The sequence below is a fragment of the Mesorhizobium sp. WSM4898 genome (assembly GCF_029625845.1).
Classification (GTDB): domain Bacteria; phylum Pseudomonadota; class Alphaproteobacteria; order Rhizobiales; family Rhizobiaceae; genus Mesorhizobium.
The window spans coordinates 12,571-25,624 of sequence record NZ_JARTVQ010000004.1 but is presented as its reverse complement, the minus strand read 5'-3'; the positions used below and the strand labels follow the sequence as shown (position 1 = coordinate 25,624).

At 61.9% G+C, this 13,054-nt stretch carries 9 protein-coding genes, 1 tRNA gene and 1 pseudogene; 3 read left to right on the top strand and 8 right to left on the bottom strand.

Annotation, left to right across the window (positions count from 1 at the left end):
• Window positions 1-8 precede the first annotated feature (8 nt).
• The 3 genes from P9228_RS19425 to P9228_RS19415 all read right to left on the bottom strand — a co-directional run bounded on the left by P9228_RS19425 (window position 9) and on the right by P9228_RS19415 (window position 2,795).
• Entirely contained in the window at window positions 9-1,166 is a 1,158-nt protein-coding gene (locus tag P9228_RS19425) for a CAP domain-containing protein (RefSeq protein WP_278054993.1), read from the bottom strand.
• A 159-nt stretch (window positions 1,167-1,325) separates the two neighbouring features.
• A complete protein-coding gene (locus P9228_RS19420) occupies window positions 1,326-1,610 on the bottom strand; it encodes an acylphosphatase (protein WP_095827202.1) in 285 nt (94 codons plus the stop codon).
• A 72-nt stretch (window positions 1,611-1,682) separates the two neighbouring features.
• Window positions 1,683-2,795: a pyridoxal phosphate-dependent aminotransferase gene (locus tag P9228_RS19415; protein WP_278054992.1), complete on the bottom strand. Its 1,113-nt coding sequence runs from the start codon at window positions 2,793-2,795 to the stop codon at window positions 1,683-1,685.
• A gap of 131 nt (window positions 2,796-2,926) precedes the next feature.
• Here P9228_RS19415 and P9228_RS19410 point away from each other — a divergent pair, with 131 nt between their 5' ends.
• Window positions 2,927-4,609, top strand: a complete 1,683-nt coding sequence (locus P9228_RS19410) for a tetratricopeptide repeat-containing sulfotransferase family protein (protein ID WP_278054991.1) — start codon at window positions 2,927-2,929, stop codon at window positions 4,607-4,609.
• 263 nt (window positions 4,610-4,872) lie between these two features.
• Here the strand turns inward: P9228_RS19410 and P9228_RS19405 are convergent, their stop codons facing one another.
• From P9228_RS19405 to P9228_RS19395, 3 genes and pseudogenes are all read right to left on the bottom strand, one after another.
• Window positions 4,873-6,048 carry a porin gene (locus P9228_RS19405; protein ID WP_278054990.1) on the bottom strand — a complete coding sequence of 392 codons (1,176 nt, stop codon included), beginning with the start codon at window positions 6,046-6,048 and terminating at the stop codon, window positions 4,873-4,875.
• A gap of 100 nt (window positions 6,049-6,148) precedes the next feature.
• Window positions 6,149-6,375, bottom strand: a pseudogene (locus P9228_RS19400) (GIY-YIG nuclease family protein).
• A 120-nt stretch (window positions 6,376-6,495) separates the two neighbouring features.
• Window positions 6,496-6,586: transfer RNA gene (locus tag P9228_RS19395), tRNA-Ser, on the bottom strand.
• Window positions 6,587-7,025: 439 nt separating this feature from the next.
• Between P9228_RS19395 and P9228_RS19390 the strand changes: the two genes are divergently transcribed.
• Both P9228_RS19390 and P9228_RS19385 read left to right on the top strand, forming a co-directional pair.
• Window positions 7,026-8,213: a porin gene (locus P9228_RS19390; protein WP_095800129.1), complete on the top strand. Its 1,188-nt coding sequence runs from the start codon at window positions 7,026-7,028 to the stop codon at window positions 8,211-8,213.
• A gap of 244 nt (window positions 8,214-8,457) precedes the next feature.
• Window positions 8,458-9,531: a site-specific integrase gene (locus tag P9228_RS19385; protein ID WP_095800128.1), complete on the top strand. Its 1,074-nt coding sequence runs from the start codon at window positions 8,458-8,460 to the stop codon at window positions 9,529-9,531.
• A 71-nt stretch (window positions 9,532-9,602) separates the two neighbouring features.
• On the opposite strand, the gene P9228_RS19380 is transcribed toward P9228_RS19385, so the two are convergent.
• Together P9228_RS19380 and P9228_RS19375 are read right to left on the bottom strand one after the other, a co-directional pair.
• Window positions 9,603-10,490 (bottom strand): alpha/beta hydrolase, encoded by an 888-nt coding sequence (locus P9228_RS19380; protein WP_127246247.1) that lies wholly within the window; start codon window positions 10,488-10,490, stop codon window positions 9,603-9,605.
• Between the two features lie 292 nt (window positions 10,491-10,782).
• Window positions 10,783-12,825 carry a lytic transglycosylase domain-containing protein gene (locus P9228_RS19375; protein ID WP_095800126.1) on the bottom strand — a complete coding sequence of 681 codons (2,043 nt, stop codon included), beginning with the start codon at window positions 12,823-12,825 and terminating at the stop codon, window positions 10,783-10,785.
• Between the last annotated feature and the right edge of the window lie 229 nt (window positions 12,826-13,054).

The window sequence follows — 13,054 nt, the reverse complement described above, 5'->3', positions numbered from 1 at the left end:
TGAATGGATCAGCCGACGAGTTCCGTCGTTTGATGGTCGGAATGGCCGGCAATCTGCGCCAGGATCTTGGTGATCGCGGACTGCGCCGCATCGGCCGCGTCGGCAAAGACCGGATTGTCGGCCGGCAGGTGGTCGTGCAGCCCCGCTGCCGCCCGTTCCACAGCCTGCTGGACATGGTCCGACGGATCCGGCGCGTTGTCCGGATTGGCGTGCGAGGCGTGACGGAACAAGAATTGGTCGCTGTCCAAGGCCACCGCATCATGCTTGGGCGCGTCGGTGGAGTCGGTGAGACCAGGCGTGCCCCGGTCGCCAACAGGATGCTTGCCGAAGAAGTCGGCGAGCCAGTTTTTGGTGCCGTTGCCCGTGTTCGGTCCGCTGGTCGGCGCGGCCGGGGCGTGGCTTGAATCGGATCCTGAATCTTCTGCCGATGCCGTCGCCGCGAGCGTGCCCGATTTCATTGCCGGGTCGATCAGGTCGCGCTTGACGTTCTTGGTGCCGATTGTCGCCGTCTGCGTCGAAGTGGCGATATTGGCGCCAGAAAAAGTGACGTTATAGGTGCCGGGCTTCAGCGCTAGATCATAGCCGCCGGCGGCCGAGGTCGTGGTCTTAAAGGTCTGGCCGGCTGAGTTCCTGGCGGTCACAGTGATGGTGCCCAGCCCTTCGCCCGGATCGTAGAAACGGTCGCCGTCCTTGTCGTCGAAAGCGACGCCGGTGAGGAAGAGATCCGTGCCGCTCTTGGCGAAATCCTCGGTGACGAAGGCGCTGCTGCGGCCCTTGTAGTCGCCGACCTCGAAGGCGAGCCCAACTTCACGGAAGTTGGAATTGAGGATGTTGGCCCGGTGCCCGGGAGAATTCATCAGATTGGTGTGGAGAAGCTTGACCTCGTCGACATAGCCGGTCGGCGCGCGGGTCGTTGCCCAGGCGATGTTCTCGCCCGTGGCCCATGAGCCGCTCAGCGTATAACCGGCATTCGTCATGCGCGTCGTCGGCGACGAACCCCCGGAACCGGTGTGGGAGAATGTGTCGGTGGCCAGCATCCACTTGTCGTGGCCCTCGGCGGCTTCGCTGAGATCGTTGTCGAAGGCCAGGGGCTGGGCGCCGGTCTTGGCGCGCTCAGCATTGATGAGCTCGAGCAGATACTGCTCGTTGGCACTGTGCTGCGGCATCGGATATCCCCGTTGATACTGTTTGGTGAGCCCCCTGATCTCCGTCACCCGCCTTTCCGGCTATGGAGCAAATATGTTCATCATGCGGCGCTAAAGTAACAAATCGGAATATACGCACATATATCGTGGGTGGATGGAAGCTGATTTCGGCGGACTTGCCTAGGCGATGATCCTGAAGCCGATAGGTGCACTGTCGTCCGTGCGTTCTTCGACCTCGACCCTGATGACCGTCGCGCCCCTAGGCCCCCGCCACAGCCGATCGACCATCGAGTCGATCGCTGCGTCGGCGCCGGCGATGAGCGCCGTGACCGAACCGTCGTGCTCGTTTCGCACCCAGCCCGTCAGTCCGAGGCGCACGGCTTCGTCCCGCGCCCAAACCCGGTAGCTGACCCCTTGCACCTTGCCGGAGATGCGCGCCCGAACGGTTCTCTTCTGCTCGACCATGCTCGTCTCCGCCTTCGAAGCCTTACGGAATCCGGCTCGGCGCCGCGCAAACGCAACGGCTGTGGATCGCCGTTAGTTCCCCCGCGCCGTCGCCAGCGCGCCAGGCAATTCCTCGGCGAAGATGTCGAGCTCATGGTCGAGGCCGACGCTGACCCGGATGCAGCGGTCGAGCCGCGGCGCCATCGGCTTGCGGATGAAGACGTCGCGCGAGAGCAGCGCCTGCATCACCTTCAGCGCGAAGGCGCCGTCGCGGCCGCAGTCTATGGTGACGAAATTGGTCGCCGAGGGCAGCGGCTTCAGCCCGTTTTCCTCGGCGATGGCCGCAATGCGCCGGCGCCCCGCGGCCACGCGCGCCACCACCGAATTCAGATAGTCCTGATCGGCCAGCGCCTCGAGCCCGGCGATCTGCGCCATGCGGCTGACGCCGTAATGGTTGCGGATCTTTTCGAAGTCGCGGATCACTTCCCGTTCGGCCACCGCATAGCCGCAGCGAATGCCGGCAAGCCCGTAGGTCTTGGAGAAGGTGCGCATGCGCACGACGTTCGGCCGCGCGACGTCGATCGGCGGTAGCGCCGAGGCCGGTCCGAGCTCGCCATAGGCCTCGTCCAGCACCAGCATGGTGGTTTCCGGCAGGGCCTCGATGAAGCCGACGACGTCCGGCGCCTCCCACCAGCTTCCCATCGGATTGTCCGGATTGGAGAGATAGACGAGCGGCGCTCGTTCCCGGGCGACAGCGGCAAGCAGTCCGTCGAGGTCCTCCTTGTCGTCGGCGTAGGGAACCGTCACCAGCCGGCCGCCGACGCCGGCGATGTGGAAGTTGAAGGTGGGATAGGCGCCAAGCGAGGTCACCACCGCGTCGCCCGGCGCGACATACATGCGCGCCACAAGGCCGAGCAGTCCGTCAATGCCTTCGCCGACCACCACGTTCTCGACGCCGACATTGTGATGCGCGGCCGCCGCGACCTTCAGCTCGAAATTGTCGGGGTCGCAATACATCCACTGGTCGCGCGCAACGCTCTCCATGCGGGCAATCACGCGCGGCGAGGGGCCAAAGCTGCTCTCATTGGCGCCGATGCGGGCGCGGAAAGGCCGGCCGCGCTCGCGCTCCTGCGCCTCCGGCCCGACAAACGGCACCGTGGTGGGAAGCGCGCCGACGATCGGCGTAAGGGAAGGGCGCGGGCGCATGGCAATAGCTCGGTTGAGAGGAGGCTTCTTGCTAGCGTGGCTGGTGCGTAGGTGCAAGTTGCGCGAGGAGCGGCCGAAGACGCACCATAGCCGGACTAGATTCTCCCGCCCGCTTTTGCTAGCGACGCAGGATGAGCAACCGATTGCCGCCCGCCTGGGCAAAGCACCTGAAAACTCAATCCTCGGCTAAGGCGGCACCGCCGAAAACCGTGGCACCCAAAGCACAGCTGAAGCCCGGTCCGTCTCGCGCGGAAGCCGACGACATGCTGTTGAGGCAGGCGCTCGAGCTTCAGAAAGCTGAGCAATTGCCGGAGGCAGAGGAACTCTGCCTTCGTGTCCTCGCGCGTACCCCAAACCATCCGCTGGCTTTTTATATCCTGGGAACCCTCGGCATCGGATACGACAACGAGAAGGCCTTGCGCTACTTCGCCCGGGCCGTGGGAGAGGAGCCGCGAAATCCTTATTACCACCTTAGCCTCGGTGAGACCTACCTGAAGCTAAGCGAGTTTACGCCGGCAATCAGGCACATTCAACAGGCCTTGGCCCTGAAGCCGGATCTGGTGGAAGCGCTTTGCGCCCTGGGCGATGCTTACAATTCCTTTGATAAGGGGGAGTTGGCGCTGCCGCTCTTTGAGAAGGCGCTGGAGATCGACCGGGATCATCCTCTGGCTCGGATCGGGCTGCCTAGTGCACTCGCTGGCCTGGGTCGTATGGATGAAGCCGCAGTTCATCTGAAAGAGGCGATAAAGCGGCGCATCGCGGTACCAACCGCCTACAATGCACTAGCACACACGCGCAAATTCGCCGAAGAGCCCGCGGAGCTCGCGGCAATCCTAACGGAGCTCCGAGACCCGGGCCATGGGTCGCACGGAGCGGCAGTGCTCCATCACGCCGCCGGAAAGGTACTCAACGACCTCCGTCGCTACAAGGAAGCGATGGACCACTTCAAGCAAGGGAATCAAGCCAGGGGCCAAAAATTCGATCTGGAAAACTACCGTCGCTGGGTCGATGCCACGATCGAAATCTTTACGCCGGAACTGGTGGCTTCATTGGCGGCTCACGGCAACCCCTCGGAGGTACCTGTATTCATCGTCGGCATGCCTCGCTCGGGCACGACGCTGACGGAGCAGATCTGCGCCAGCCATCCTGAGGTTCATGGCGCCGGCGAGCTCAGCAAGCTTAGACGAATGGCCAATGCGATAGGCCTCAAAGAAGGCTCCGACGCAAGCCTCGGCAAATCCGTCGCGACGATTACTCCGGATCTGACCAGGACTTTGGCCGAGGAGCACCTGTCCTATCTCCGCGAGCGGAGTCCCGCCGCGCTCCGAATCGTCGACAAGATGCCCCACAATTTCGAGTTGATCGGCCTGATCGGCATTCTGTTTCCCAACGCGCGTATAGTTCATTGCCGCCGCGATGCTATCGACAATTGCATCTCCTGTTTCGTGCTGCAATTCAGTGAGGCGCACAGCTACAGTGGCGACCTTCAGACGCTGGGACTTTACTACCGGGAGTATGTTCGACTGATGCGTCACTGGGAAAGTATTTTCCCGGGCCGCATTTTTGAGAACCGATACGAAACAATGATCGAGGATCAAGAGCAGCAGTCGCGTCGTCTCATAGATTATCTCGGGCTGCCCTGGGACGATGCCTGCTTGCGCTTTTTCGATAGGGACGGCTCGGTAAATACTTACAGCCGTTGGCAGGTTCGCCAGCCGATATACAAGTCGTCCGTCAAGCGTTGGAAGAACTATGAAGGCGAGATCCAACCGCTGATCGAAGCCCTGGGCAATTTGGCTGAGGTTGACCTGTAATTTAGTTTCCTAGTAGAGAAATTCTGGCCGGAAGGGTACAACGCAAAATTGCTCGTGTGGCGATTGGCGGAACGTTCATTGTTTCATCATTCTCTGGCGAAGCAAGGAGGGAAGCGGCGGATACCAGGATCCGGGCGTGATCGGCGGATGTCTGCCATCCTACCGAGTGCAGCACTGCGCAATGGTGCTTTGAGGAACTGCCGCAGAAAAGAGAAAACCCGGCAGTTGCCCGCCGGGTTTCGATTTCAGTTGGACGCTGCTGATTAGAACGAACGCTGGAAGCGGAGCATGCCGCCGACGCTGTTCTTCTTGTCGGCATTGGTCCAGTTAGTGATGTCTGCGCCGCTATTCCAGTCGTCTAAGCGACCGAAATGGTCATAGTCGACTTCGGCCGTGACCGTGAAGCCGGGGACGATGTCGTAGGCAACGTTTGCCGCCACGCCGTAGTTCTTGTCCTGGTCGCCTGATACCTGGAGGTTGAACGAGGTCTTCTCGTTGAACTTGTAAGTGCCGCCGGCCCAGAATGCCCAGTTGCCGCCCCAGATCTTATAGAAGCCGCGGTCATGAGCGTCGATGGTGTTGGTTGGGTCGCTGAGATTGTCGTCGGTGCCGTAACCGAACATGCCGAACAGCGACAGTTCGTTGCTGACGTTGACGTCCAGGCGAACCTTGCCGGCCACTTCCTCGTAGTTGCTGTCATAGGCAACGACGCCGGTGATGGCGCCCCAGCCCTGCGTGTACTTTACGCCGCCGACAACATGCGGAACGTAGCTGTCGATCGTGCCGACCGGACCTTCGCCTTCTTCCAGCGAGACCACCGCCGAGAAGCCGTTGCCCGCATCGAAGTAGTACTGGACGACGTTGGTGTCGAAATCGCCGTAGGGGACGATCGTATCGTTAATGACGTTCCCGGCGTAGCCGATGAACGTATCGAAGGCCGATTCGTCCTTACCGACACGGAGGCCTCCGAGCTGGATCCAGGCGAAGTTCAGCGTGATGCCCTTGTTTTCGGCCGGATTGCCGATCGGGTCGCCGGCTGTGTCGAAGGCGCCATAGCCGTTATGATTGCCGAAGTTGATACGGGTCTCGGTATAGGTCTTCAAAGTGCCGAGCTCGGTCTCCTGGCCTGTCCAGGTCTTCAGCGTGAAGCGGGTATTCTTGAACCAGGTGCTGTGGTCGTCGCCATTCTGATGGTCGAATGACTTCGCGCCGTCGAACGACCCGACATCGCCGAGGCCGATGTCGTAACGGACATAGCCGCCGATGCGCAGGCAGGTTTCAGTGCCGGGGATGTAGAAGTAGCCCGAACCGTACACGTCGCAGATCTTGACGTATTCAGCCGGTTCCGGCTCGGCGACAGTCACCGCGTCGGCGGCGCGAGCACCGGAAACTGCGATCAGGGCCGCAGCTGAGCCGAGAAGAAGGCTCTTGATGTTCATTTTCTGACCTCCAGTCAGAATCGAACGGCAGCGTCGATTTCACTCGACTGTCACCGGTGCCAGTGCTTTGTTATTGCTGTATTTTTTTGCCGAGTGGCCGCTACCACAGGCGTTTGCTGGCGAACGCGTGCCCGGATCCCGATTTGAGATAGCGCTCGAACGAAGTCGCCTTTGCTCGGCTTGAAAAGGCCATGTAGGTCACGATTCGCCACGGGAGAAATTTGGAAGTGTGACTGGACGTTCCGGCGTTATGCTCAGCAATCGTCGCCGCAGGTCCGATGTTATGCCGATATAACGCTCGCCTACGAAAGCCTCGCTCTCAATCAGGCATGCGTACTCACACGAACCGGCCCTCCTTCGCCAAGGCTTCGGAGGGCATCCTCTCCGCCATCCTGCTTCGCACGAACTGTAGGGCTTGTCCTGCGAAGCGCGCAGCGCGAAGCAGGATGGCGGAGAGGATGGGATTCGAACCCACGAGAAGCTTTTGACCTCTACTCCCTTAGCAGGGGAGCGCCTTCGACCACTCGGCCACCTCTCCGTCGCGCCGCTGGATAAAGAAAAGCGCCGCCACAATCAACAAGCCGGCGCCATAATCGCCGAAAATTTGGCATCGGCGGCAATAGGGATGGCCTCATGCGGCGATTCCATGGCGATTCCCGGCCGGCGACTCGCAGCTGGCGCCGCAATTTCGGCCGCCATCGCCGGATTCGCCCGGCTGCAGGCCTTAATGGTTAATGAGAACTTTCGGAGTGAGGCCAAATCGTGTCATTTGTGCAACAACGTCCGGTGATAGCGTCTGGACGGGGCTTCTGCCGATACGATCATGGTTGAACGACGCCGCCGCCTGGGTAAAGGTCGCGTTCGAAGGAGCGGCGCGGTGCGCATCTTTTTCGGTAAGTGGGGATGGGGCAGGGAACGCTGTCCTTCAGCAAAAAATACCCAGACCCGTTTTTTAACTTTTGACTGGAGGTCAGAAAATGAACATCAAGAGCCTTCTTCTCGGCTCAGCTGCGGCCCTGATCGCAGTTTCCGGTGCTCGCGCCGCCGACGCGGTGACTGTCGCCGAGCCGGAACCGGCTGAATACGTCAAGATCTGCGACGTGTACGGTTCGGGCTACTTCTACATCCCCGGCACCGAAACCTGCCTGCGCATCGGCGGCTATGTCCGTTACGACATCGGCGTCGGCGACGTCGGCTCGTTCACCGGCGCAAGGTCCTTCGACCACGAGGACGGCGATGAGCAGGATACGTTCTACAAGAACGCCCGCTTCACGCTGAAGACCTGGACCGGCCAGGAAACCGAGCTCGGCACTTTGAAGACCTATACCGAGACGCGCTTCAACTTCGGCAACCGCAACGGCTTCGGCGCCGTCACCGCGACGACCGGCGGCGGTACCGCCCTCCTCGGCAATCCCGCTGGCAACAAGGCCGTCTCGCTGAACTTCGCCTGGATCCAGCTCGGTGGCCTCCGCGTCGGTAAGGACGAATCGGCCTTCAATACGTTCATCGGCTACGCCGGCAACGTCATCAACGATACGCTGGTCCCGTACGGCGACTTCGACACCAACGTCGTCCAGTACTACTTCGACGCCGGCAACGGCTTCTCGGCAGTCCTCTCGCTCGAAGAAGGTTCGGGCGTTATCGGCACCATCGACAGCTATGTTCCGCACGTCGTCGGCGGCTTGAAGTGGACGCAGGGCTGGGGCGCCATCACTGGCGTCATCGCTTACGACAGCAACTATGAAGAAGTGGCCGGCAAGGTTCGCTTGGACGTGAACGCCACCGACGCGATCTCGCTGTTCATCATGGCTGGCTACGGCACCGACGACAACCTCAGCGACGCGACCTGGGCGATCCCGGCCGGTGGCCGCGGCTTCTACAAGCAGTGGGGCGGCAACTGGGCAGTCTGGGGCGGCGGCACCTACAAGTTCAACGAGAAGACCTCGTTCAACCTCCAGGCGTCTTATGATGAATGGAAGAATCTCGGCATCGCCGCGAACGTCGCTTACGACATCGTTCCCGGCATGACGATCACGGCCGAAGTCGACTACCTGCACGCTGGCAGGTTCGACGATTTCGCCACCAGCACCGACAGGCTCAACTGGACCGGCGCTGACAAGAAGAACAGCGTCGGCGGCATGCTCCGCTTCCAGCGCTCCTTCTAAGGGCTGGACTGCTACAACTGAAATCCGGCCCGGGCATCTCTGCGCCCGGGCCGTTTTGCTTTTCGCGATGGATCGACGCAACGAAAGGATGGGGGTGAAAACGGTAAGCTGATCGGGTCTGTAGAGCGACTTTGTGGGATCCGCCATCGGCGGATGGGGTCGGAGGCCAGACTCGAAAAACTCTTGAAAGGATGCTCCCGAGCGGTTAGGGCTGGTCCCTTAACCACAGGGGGTGTGGCTAAAAATGTCGAACGAAGCGGTTCAAGAGGGGGAGCCCTCTGGTCATTTTGCGGTATTTTCTTCTCAGAATTCGAAGTTTAGGTACACCTATAACAAGATCCGGGAAGTAAAATCGTACAGGGTCAGTGAGCTCTTTACAGCATACCGGGATATACTCTGGGATGATGGGCGGCATAAATACAATGTCAGCTCATTCATCGGTGAAATAGACGAGATCCTTCTGGGAGAGCGTTTCAGCACCTTTGACCAGAACACCCTGGACAATCTTGTCGGCACCTTGCGCCAGCGCGGGAACAGCAACGCAACCATCAATCGCAAGATGGCTGCACTCAGCAAGCTGCTGCGCAAGGCTCATAAGATGGGAGATATCCACAGCCTGCCCGAGTTCCGCCGCCAGAAGGAGCGGGCGGGACGGATTCGTTTCCTCGAAAGGGACGAAGAGACAAGGCTGTTCGCCGCCATCAAGAGCCGCAGCGAGGATGCTTACAGACTTTCCGTCTTCCTGGTCGACACCGGCTGCCGTCTCGGCGAGGCGCTCGGCCTGATCTGGAACGACATCCAGGAACACCGCGTCAGCTTCTGGATCACAAAGTCGGGCCGCAGCCGCACCATCCCGATGACCGAACGGGTCAAGGAGGTGATCAAGCTGCCGCCGACCACCGAAGGCCGCCGGCCAAAGGGTCCGTTCACCAAGCTCACCCAGGCGCAGTACCGCGCCATCTGGAACGAGGCGAAGGCCGAAGTCGGTCTTGGCGCCGATGAGCAGGTGGTGCCGCATATCCTGCGCCACACCTGCGCTTCGCGACTCGTCCAGGGCGGCATCGATATCCGGCGCGTGCAGATGTGGCTCGGCCACCAGACGCTGTCGATGACCATGCGTTACGCGCACCTCGCCACCAACGACCTCGATGGCTGCGTCGTGGTGCTCGAGAAGCCGCGCGCCGAAGAGGCGCCGCGGCCGGCAGAGAACTCGGTGTTTGCGTCCCCGTTGACCACGCCGTCACCGACCAAAGCCGCCCGCAAGGAGAGCGGCTCGGAGCCGGCGAAGGCAGGCCGAAAGAGCTCGAAGGGCAAATAGGCGGCACGACACGCGCCGGGAATCTATATTTCAAAAACAGGCCCGGGGCGGAGTTAGTCTCGGGCTTTACTTTACGTGGACTTGACTTCGGCGCGATCGAGGAAATCCGCAATCTTCTTCGGCAGGTTGCCGGTTTCCAGCAAGGGCGCGTGTCCCTGGCCTTCCACCGTGATCGTCTCCATGCCGGGATGACGCTTTGCCATCTCCTCGATCGTCGCGGTGGAGAGAAGCGTCGAATTGCCGCCGCGTATGGCGAGCAACGGCACGGCGGCAAGCGCGTTGAACTGTGGCCAAAGATCCGGCAGTGGCTTGCTGAAGTCGACATTGGCCAGGGTCTCGACCAGGGCAGGATCGAAATCGGGCACCAGCCCGGCATCCGTGTCGCGGCAGATGGCGCCAACCATACGCGCCCAGTCGGCATCGGTGAGCGCAGGGAAGCCGGCACCATGCACGCGCCGCTGCGTGTCGACCGCCTCGGCGAATGTCTTCGGCCTCGGCGCGCGATCGAGATATGAGCGGATATGGGCCAGACCTTCCGCCTCGATCACCGGGCCAATATCGTTGAGGACAATGGCTTTCAAGGCGGCCGGCTTCAGCGCGCCGAGCACATGGATGATCAGTCCGCCGCGCGAGGTGCCGATGAAGCCAGCCTCTTCGATACCCAGCGCTGACAAGCCAGCGAGCACGTCGCCGGCTTCGACGCCGACATTGTAGTGGCTGATGTCGGGATCGTAGTCGGATCGGCCACGGCCGCGATAGTCGAAAGCGACGACCTTGCGCGGCGTCTTCGCCTTGCCGGAGAGGTAAAGCGCGAGCTCATGGAAGTCGCGCGCATTGCGGGTGAGGCCGGGCAGGCAAACGATCGGCCAGCCACCGTTCGCCTCGCCATAAATGCGGGCATGCAGTTTCAGCCCATCGGGTGCGGCATAGAAGAAGTCGGAGAAACCGTCGCTCGCCATCGGGATGCTGCTCCTCGCTGAGGTGACCGACAGCTACAGGCGAGGGCGGCCGCGGTCAAATGATGGGAAGGCACGTTACACAACCTTGCCACGCTGGCGGGACAGCATCTCCTCTGTTCTGTCGGACATCTCCCCGCAAGGGGATTGACTGTCATCTAAGCTTTTACCCATCGCCAAAGCGGCATGAACGAGCCGGCAGCGAAACTGCCAATCTCCAAGTGCGGGAGGTGTCCGGCAGGACAGAGGGGCGCGAAGGATCGCCAACCTGAGGCTTGCATACGCCCCACGGCGATCAACTCCGCCCGTTCACCAGATCCCCGACGATGTCGTATTTGCCGGAAATACGCATCTTGTAGACTTCATAATTCTCCATCACGCGCTGCACGTAACTTCTTGTTTCCGTGTAGGGGATCCGCTCGACCCAGTCGACGACGGCGTCCACGTCCTTGCCGCGCGGATCACCGTATTTCGCCACCCACTGGGCGGCGCGGTTTGGGCCGGCATTGTACCCCGCGAAGGTCAGCACATAGGAGCCGTTGAAGCGGTCGAGCTGCTCGCCGAGAAAAGCTGACCCCAGCGTCGCGTTGTAACCGGCATCGGTCGTCAGCCGCGTTTGCGAGAAGGTCATGCCGGCCTTCTTCGCCAGTTGCTTGGCGGTACCCGGCATCAACTGCAAGAGGCCGCGCGCGCCCGCGCTGGAAATCGCCGCGACATTGAACTCGCTCTCCTGGCGGGCGATGGCATAGGCCAGCGCCTTGCCGGAGCCGGAGATATCGGCCGAATCGGGAATGACACCCAACGGATGCGAAAGCGCACCCACATCGATGCCGCGCTGGGCGGCGATCTTGCCGACCTTCAGCGCCATGAAATGGTTGCCCTGTTTTTCGGCAAGCCCCGCCAGCAGCGCAAGCTCGCCGGGGCTGGTCAGCTGCCCCGCGAGGTCGCGGTAGAGCGTCTCGGCATAGCGGTCATACCCTGCCTCCTGCAGCCGCTTGATCGCTTTCACCGCCTCGCGGCCCTCGAAGCTTTGGCGGTCGGCCGCGCTGGGAGTGGGATGGACGATGCTCAAGGTTCTGAGGCCCACACGCTCGCCGGCAAGCTGGCCGTAGAAGGTGGTGCCGTAGCTGGCTGCCCGGGTGAAATAGTCCTTGGCGCTGCCCGGGCCGCCGACTTCCGCGGCGCGGCCAAGCCAGTAATAGGCGCGCGACAGCGACACCGGTCCCTGGGCGAGCTCGGCGATGCGTGAAAAATGCGAGGCGGCCGCTGCCGGGTCGTTGAGACCGCGCAATGCATACCAGCCGGCATGGAACTCGGCTTCCGCGGCGCTGGCCGCGCTTTCGGCCGCATGCATGGAGGCAATCTTGTAGGCGGTCTTTATGTCGCCCTGATCGACCAGCTCGCGCGAAAGAACGCGCCGCTCCACCCACCAGGCATCGGGATCGACCAGCGCGTCGCGATTGGTCGGCGCCTTCATCACGACTGCCGCGGCATCGGCAAGTTTTTGCTGCTTGCGCAGATATTCTGCCTCGGCGAAGAAATAGCCGGCCGAACGCTGCGCCGCCGGCACCGCCTTCAACAGTTTCGCCGCGTTTTTTTCGCCTTTATCGACCGCCACCCAGGCATCCGCCAGTTGCTGGGCGCCGGCAATGCCGGCGACGCGCAGCGCCGAGGACGGCCGGTCGGCATAGAACATGCGCTCCATGCGATAGCGATGATCGGCCGCAGGGATCAGCGTGCCGAATTCCTTGATGATGGAAGTTTCGTCCTGGGCATCCAGCTTCTCCGTGCGCCAGAAGGGCACCAGCACTGCGCGCGCCGCCGCTTGATCGCCCAGCGCCACCTGCGAGCGGGCAAGGATGATCACGCCTTCCGGCGTCAGCGGCTGGCTGCGGCCGAAGGCCCGCACCACCACTTGCGGCGGCGGGTTCTCGCGATAGAGCGCGCGCTCGCTGTTCCTGCGCAGCGCGATCGTGCCCGGCCATCCAGGCAGCATCTTGGCGGCATCGGCGATTTCGCCGCTCGGCACCTGGTCGCCGCCATAGAGCGCGATCGCCCAGGCCAGAATGTGCCGGTCGAGCGAGGTGGCGGGCAGCGTGTCGCGAGCATTGCGCGCCGCGGCGATGTTGTTCACCGCGAGCGCGTCGAGACCGCTCTTCAATTGCGCGATGCTGGCCGGGGGCTGAGGCTGCTGCGCCTGGTCCGCGGCCGACGGCGAGCCCGGCGCGGCAATCGCCGCCGTCACACGCACGTCGACGCTGCCGCCGATCGCCATACCCGGTATCAGCGCGACGGCCGCGCTCAAAAGCGCGAACAGATGAGGCCGATTTGTCGGCATGTTCCACCCCGGCACATTGTCAGCAGGCTGGGCCTTCGAGGCCGACCCGGAGCCTAAACTTAGGTCGTGAAAGGCTCGTAAACAAAAGGTTATCGAGGCCGTTCGAATTACGCTTGCTGGCACTACAGCAATGCTTGCCGCTGAACCGTGTCGAGACTATGGTGCGCGGCTTCGCTTTCGATTAGAAGGCGCCGAAATTAACGCATCGACAAAACGCTGATGCATGTCG

Coding starts and splice junctions, on each gene's coding strand:
- P9228_RS19425 (WP_278054993.1), bottom strand. CDS start 1,166: ATGCCGCAGCACAGTGCCAACGAGCAGTATCTGCTCGAGCTCATCAAT.
- P9228_RS19420 (WP_095827202.1), bottom strand. CDS start 1,610: ATGGTCGAGCAGAAGAGAACCGTTCGGGCGCGCATCTCCGGCAAGGTG.
- P9228_RS19415 (WP_278054992.1), bottom strand. CDS start 2,795: ATGCGCCCGCGCCCTTCCCTTACGCCGATCGTCGGCGCGCTTCCCACC.
- P9228_RS19410 (WP_278054991.1), top strand. CDS start 2,927: ATGAGCAACCGATTGCCGCCCGCCTGGGCAAAGCACCTGAAAACTCAA.
- P9228_RS19405 (WP_278054990.1), bottom strand. CDS start 6,048: ATGAACATCAAGAGCCTTCTTCTCGGCTCAGCTGCGGCCCTGATCGCA.
- P9228_RS19390 (WP_095800129.1), top strand. CDS start 7,026: ATGAACATCAAGAGCCTTCTTCTCGGCTCAGCTGCGGCCCTGATCGCA.
- P9228_RS19385 (WP_095800128.1), top strand. CDS start 8,458: ATGTCGAACGAAGCGGTTCAAGAGGGGGAGCCCTCTGGTCATTTTGCG.
- P9228_RS19380 (WP_127246247.1), bottom strand. CDS start 10,490: ATGGCGAGCGACGGTTTCTCCGACTTCTTCTATGCCGCACCCGATGGG.
- P9228_RS19375 (WP_095800126.1), bottom strand. CDS start 12,825: ATGCCGACAAATCGGCCTCATCTGTTCGCGCTTTTGAGCGCGGCCGTC.